The 4207-nt window shown below is 77.1% G+C and carries 2 protein-coding genes; both read right to left on the bottom strand.

What is annotated here, in order from left to right; genetic code table 11:
* On the bottom strand, nt 1–795 hold a 795-nt coding region (locus AB0H81_RS44045), incomplete at its 3' end, for a beta-ketoacyl synthase N-terminal-like domain-containing protein (RefSeq protein ID WP_358388270.1).
* Nucleotides 796–806: 11 nt separating this feature from the next.
* Nucleotides 807–4207, bottom strand: a 3401-nt coding sequence (locus AB0H81_RS44040; protein WP_358388267.1) for an acyltransferase domain-containing protein, incomplete at its 5' end; no start/stop codon positions are given.

Here is a 4207-nt window from a genome sequence, read left to right as displayed (position 1 = left end):
CGCGGTCATGCCGTTCGGCCCGTAATCGGCCCAGGGCGCTTCCGGGTCGGCCTTGAGCCGTTCCAGCAGCACCGCGGTAGCGCGGCACTCGCCGTCGGGCGGTGCGATGCCGCCCTGCTGGTAGAGGTAGCCGACGCGGTGCGGCACGTTCACGGCGACGCCGCCCGCCAGCGCCAGGTCGCACTCGAAGCCCGCCAGGCTCGTCGCGGCGGCGCACACGGCGACCAGCGACGTCGAGCAGTAGCTCTGCACGCCGTAGCTGGGGCCGGACAGGCCGAGCGTGTGCGCGACGCGGGTGGTGAGGGAGTCCTTGTCGTTGGCCAGCCCGACCGCGAGCTCGCCCATGACGGCGCTCACGCCGCTCGGGAGCAGGTTGTTCTGCATGTACGAGCTGTGCGCGCAGCCGCCGAACACGCCGATGGCCCCGTCGAACCGCGTCGGGTCGCACCCGGCGTCCTCGAGAGCCGTCCAGCCGTGCTCAAGGAACAGCCGGTGCTGCGGGTCGAGGATCTGCGCCTCCTTCGGGCCGATCCCGAAGAAGCCCGCGTCGAACAGCTCGACGCCGTCGATCACCGGGCTCGCCTTCACGTACGACGGGTCGGCGATCAGCTCCTCCGGGACGCCGGCGGCGCGCAGCTCGTCGTCGGTGAACCGGGTGATGCCGGACGCGCCTGACCGGATCACCGACCACAGCCCGGCCACGTCGGACGCCCCCGGGAAGCGCCCGGACATGCCGACGATCGCGATGTCGGTGCCGGAGCTCTCGCCGTCGATCTCGTCGATGTCGTCGATCACGTCTATCGTCCTCATCTCCGGTTGCCGGAACGGGCCCTGCGCCGCCGTTCCCCCCGTGCAGAACTGCCGGCCAGCGCCTCCTGGCCGCTCCCGTCGCGGCCGTCGCCGCCGGCGCCCCCCGCCTCGCCGAGCGCCGCCGTGAACTCGGCGACGGTCGCGTGCTCGAAGAGCAGCGCGGGGGGAACCGCCCGGCCGAGCTCCTTCTCGACCGCGAGCACCATGGCCATGCCGACCAGCGAGTTGCCGCCGAGGTCGAAGAACGGGTCGTGGACGCCGACCCCGTCGATGCCGAGGAAGGCGCCCCACAGGTCGGCCATGCGCGCCTCGGCGTCCGACCGGGGCGGCACGTAGTCGGCGCGCAAGCGCGGGCGCGGGAACCGCTCGCCCTTCGGCCCGGCCGCCGCCGCGGCGCCGACGAGGTCGTCCAGGTCGAGCATGCTCGACCAGGCGTTCAGCACCTCGCGCAGCGGCTGCCGCACGGCCATGACGCCGCCGTGACCGCCGGCCAGGATGCGGTCGAGCAGCGCGCAGCCGGCCTCGTCCGCGAAGCCGTGGGCGGCGCGGTAGGCGGCCACCCGCTCGGCCAGGCCGCCGGTGGACCTGAGGTTCTCGGCCTGCCACACGTCGTGCCGCCACGGGCCCCAGGCCACCGAGACGACCCGGGTCGAGGGGGCGGCGGCGGCCAGCGCCTGCCCGTACGCGTCGAGGACGGTGTTGGCGGCGCAGTAGTCGGCCTCACCGATGCCGCCGAACGCGGTGACGGCCGAGGAGTAGAGGACGAGCAGCTCGGGCCGCTCGTCCTCGGGTGTGCCGGCTCCGACCAGCTCGGCCAGCGGGCCCATGGCGAGGACCTTGGGGGCGAGCACGGCGGTGGCGTCGGCGACCGTGCGGCGCTGCGTCAGGCCGCCGGCGGGGAGGCCGGCGGCGTGGACGACGCCGTGCAGCCGGCCGAAGCGCTCGCGGGCGCGGCCGAGGGCCTCGCGCAGCTCGGCGGGGACGCCGGTGTCGGCGGTGAGCAGCAGCACCTCGGCGCCGGCGGCCTCCAGCTCGGCCACGTCCCGCAGGGTCGCCGCCACCCGGTCGCCGGGCTCCGATGTGCTCGTCGGCGCGCTCCCTGCCGTGCTGGTGGCCCGGCCGGTGCTCTCCCTGGGGAGGGGGGTGCGGCCGACGAGGGCGAGGCGGCGCACGCCGGAGCGCACGAGGTGCTTGGCGAGCGCCATGCCGAGGCCGCGGGTGCCGCCGGTGATGAGGTACGCGCCGTCGGCCCGCCACACCGTTTCGGCGCCGCCGGCCGTCCGGGCGCCGGTCGTCGCCGGCTCCGCGCTCGCCGGGCCGGCCGCGTCGGGGACCTGGGCCCATTCGCGGATCCAGCGGCGGCCGCGCCGCCATCCCGCCAGCGGGTCGCGGGCGCCCGGGTCCTTGGCGCCGGGCGGCTCGGTCGTCAGCTCGTGGGCCAGTCGCGCCGCGGCCCGCCCGTCGGGCTCGGGGTCGAGGTCGACGCCGCTCCAGGTCAGGCCGGGGTACTCGTGCCGCACCGCGCGGCCGAGGCCGTGGGCGAGCGCCTGGTGGGGCGCGGGCGTGTCGCCGCCGAGGATCTCGGTGGCGCCGCCGGTGACGGTCAGCAGCCGTACGCCCTGGCGGGCGGGCAGGTCGCCGAGCGCCTGGACGGCCAGGAGGAGCCCGGTGAAGCCGTGCTCGACGGCGGCGCGCAGCTCCGCGTCCCCCGCGAAGCCCGCCGGTGACGCAACCGGGGCGTCGGGCGAGCCGGGGGTGAGTCCCCACAGGTACGCCACGTGGACGGGCCCGTCGCCGAGCCCCGCGAACACCTCGGCGTGGTGCTCGGGCGCGGCCGGGTCGATGGTGAGCCGCCGCCCCTCACGAACCGGCCCCCCGGTGGAGGGCCGGGGGCGGGCGACCACCTCGACGACCTGCGTCCCCGTCGCCGCGACGAGGTCGGCCAGGGCCGTGCCGACGCCGCCCGGGTCGGCGAAGACGACGAGCGGGCCGGGCAGGCGCACGGACTCCGGGAGGGCGGCGCGCGCCGGGTCCTGCCGCCAGGCCGGGGCGAACACGTAGTCCCCGTCCGGTCCCGCCGTGGTCTCGTCGGAGGCGCGCGGCCCGGCGGTGGCCGGGGTCCCGTGGTCGGGGCCCAGGTCGGGCCAGAAGCGGGTGCGCTGGAACGGGTACGTGGGCAGGCTGAGCACCTGGCCGTCGCCGGGGCGGGTGAGGTCCCACCTGACGGGCGTCCCGAGCTCCCACAGCGCGGCGCAGGCGGCCAGCAGCTCGTGGTGCGGGTCGCGGCGCTCGCCCGCGTTCCAGCGGGGCGGCAGCGTGCCGAGGACCGCCGTGGCGGGCCCGCCCGTGAGGTTCTGGCGTACCAGGCCGCCGAGGGTCTGCCCCGCCCCGAGCTCCACGAACGCCGCCACGTCCTGCCCCACGCAGTGGCGCACGCCGTCCGCGAAGCGGACCGTGCTGACGAGCTGGTCGGCCCAGTACGAGGTGCTGGTCGCCTGCTCGGCGGTGAGCGGCTGCCCGGTGAGGTTGGAGACGACGGTGATGGCCGGCGCGCGGCGCGGCACCGCCTCCAGCACCGCGGCGAGCTTCTCGCGGGCCGGCTGGAGCAGCGTGGAGTGGAAGGCGTGCGCCGAGCGCAGCGGACGGCACGCGAGGCCCGCCGCGGTCAGCGCCGCGGTGGCCGCCTCGATGTCGCCGGGCAGGCCGCTCAGCACGGTCATCGCCGGGCCGTTGCGGGCGGCCACGTCCACCTCGATCCCGGCGCCGGACAGCGCGGCCGTGATCCGCTCCTCCGGGGCGGCGACCGCGACCATGCGGCCCGCGGGGACCGCGCTGATCAGGTGGGCGCGTTCGACGACCACGTGCAGCGCGTCCTCCAGGGTGAAGACGCCGGCCAGGCAGGCGGCCACGTACTCGCCGAGGCTGTAGCCGATGAGCAGGTCCGGGGTGACGCCCCAGTGCTGGAGCAGCCTGGCCAGCGCGTACTCGACGGTGAACAGGTACGGGTGCGCGATGGCGGCCTGGTCCAGCGGGTCGTGCTCCGGCGGCGCGTCGCCGGGCGGGCCGGCGGGGCGGCGGCCGAGCAGCGCGGCCAGGTCGGCCTGGCCGGGCTCGGGTGCGGTGTCGCCGGCCGGGAAGAACAGGGGGCGCAGGTCCACGCCGGAGCGCCGGGCCACCAGCTCGACGCAGGTGTCCACGGCCTCCGCGTACACGGGTTCCCTGGCGTACAGCTCCCTGCCGAGGCCCGCGTACTGGTCGCCGACCCCCTGGAGCAGGAAGGCGACGCGGGGGCGGCCCTTGACGCGGTGCCCGTCGGCCTGCCGGGCGGTGGCGCGCAGCCGTTCCAGCGCGTCGCCGGTGCCGGTGCAGACGAGGGCGCGGCGGTGGTCCAGCTCGG

Origin of the sequence: Nonomuraea sp. NPDC050691 (assembly GCF_040654455.1) — a bacterium.
GTDB lineage: Bacteria > Actinomycetota > Actinomycetes > Streptosporangiales > Streptosporangiaceae > Nonomuraea.
The sequence above is the reverse complement of the archived record's forward strand: the minus strand, read 5'-3'. Positions and strand labels throughout refer to the sequence as shown.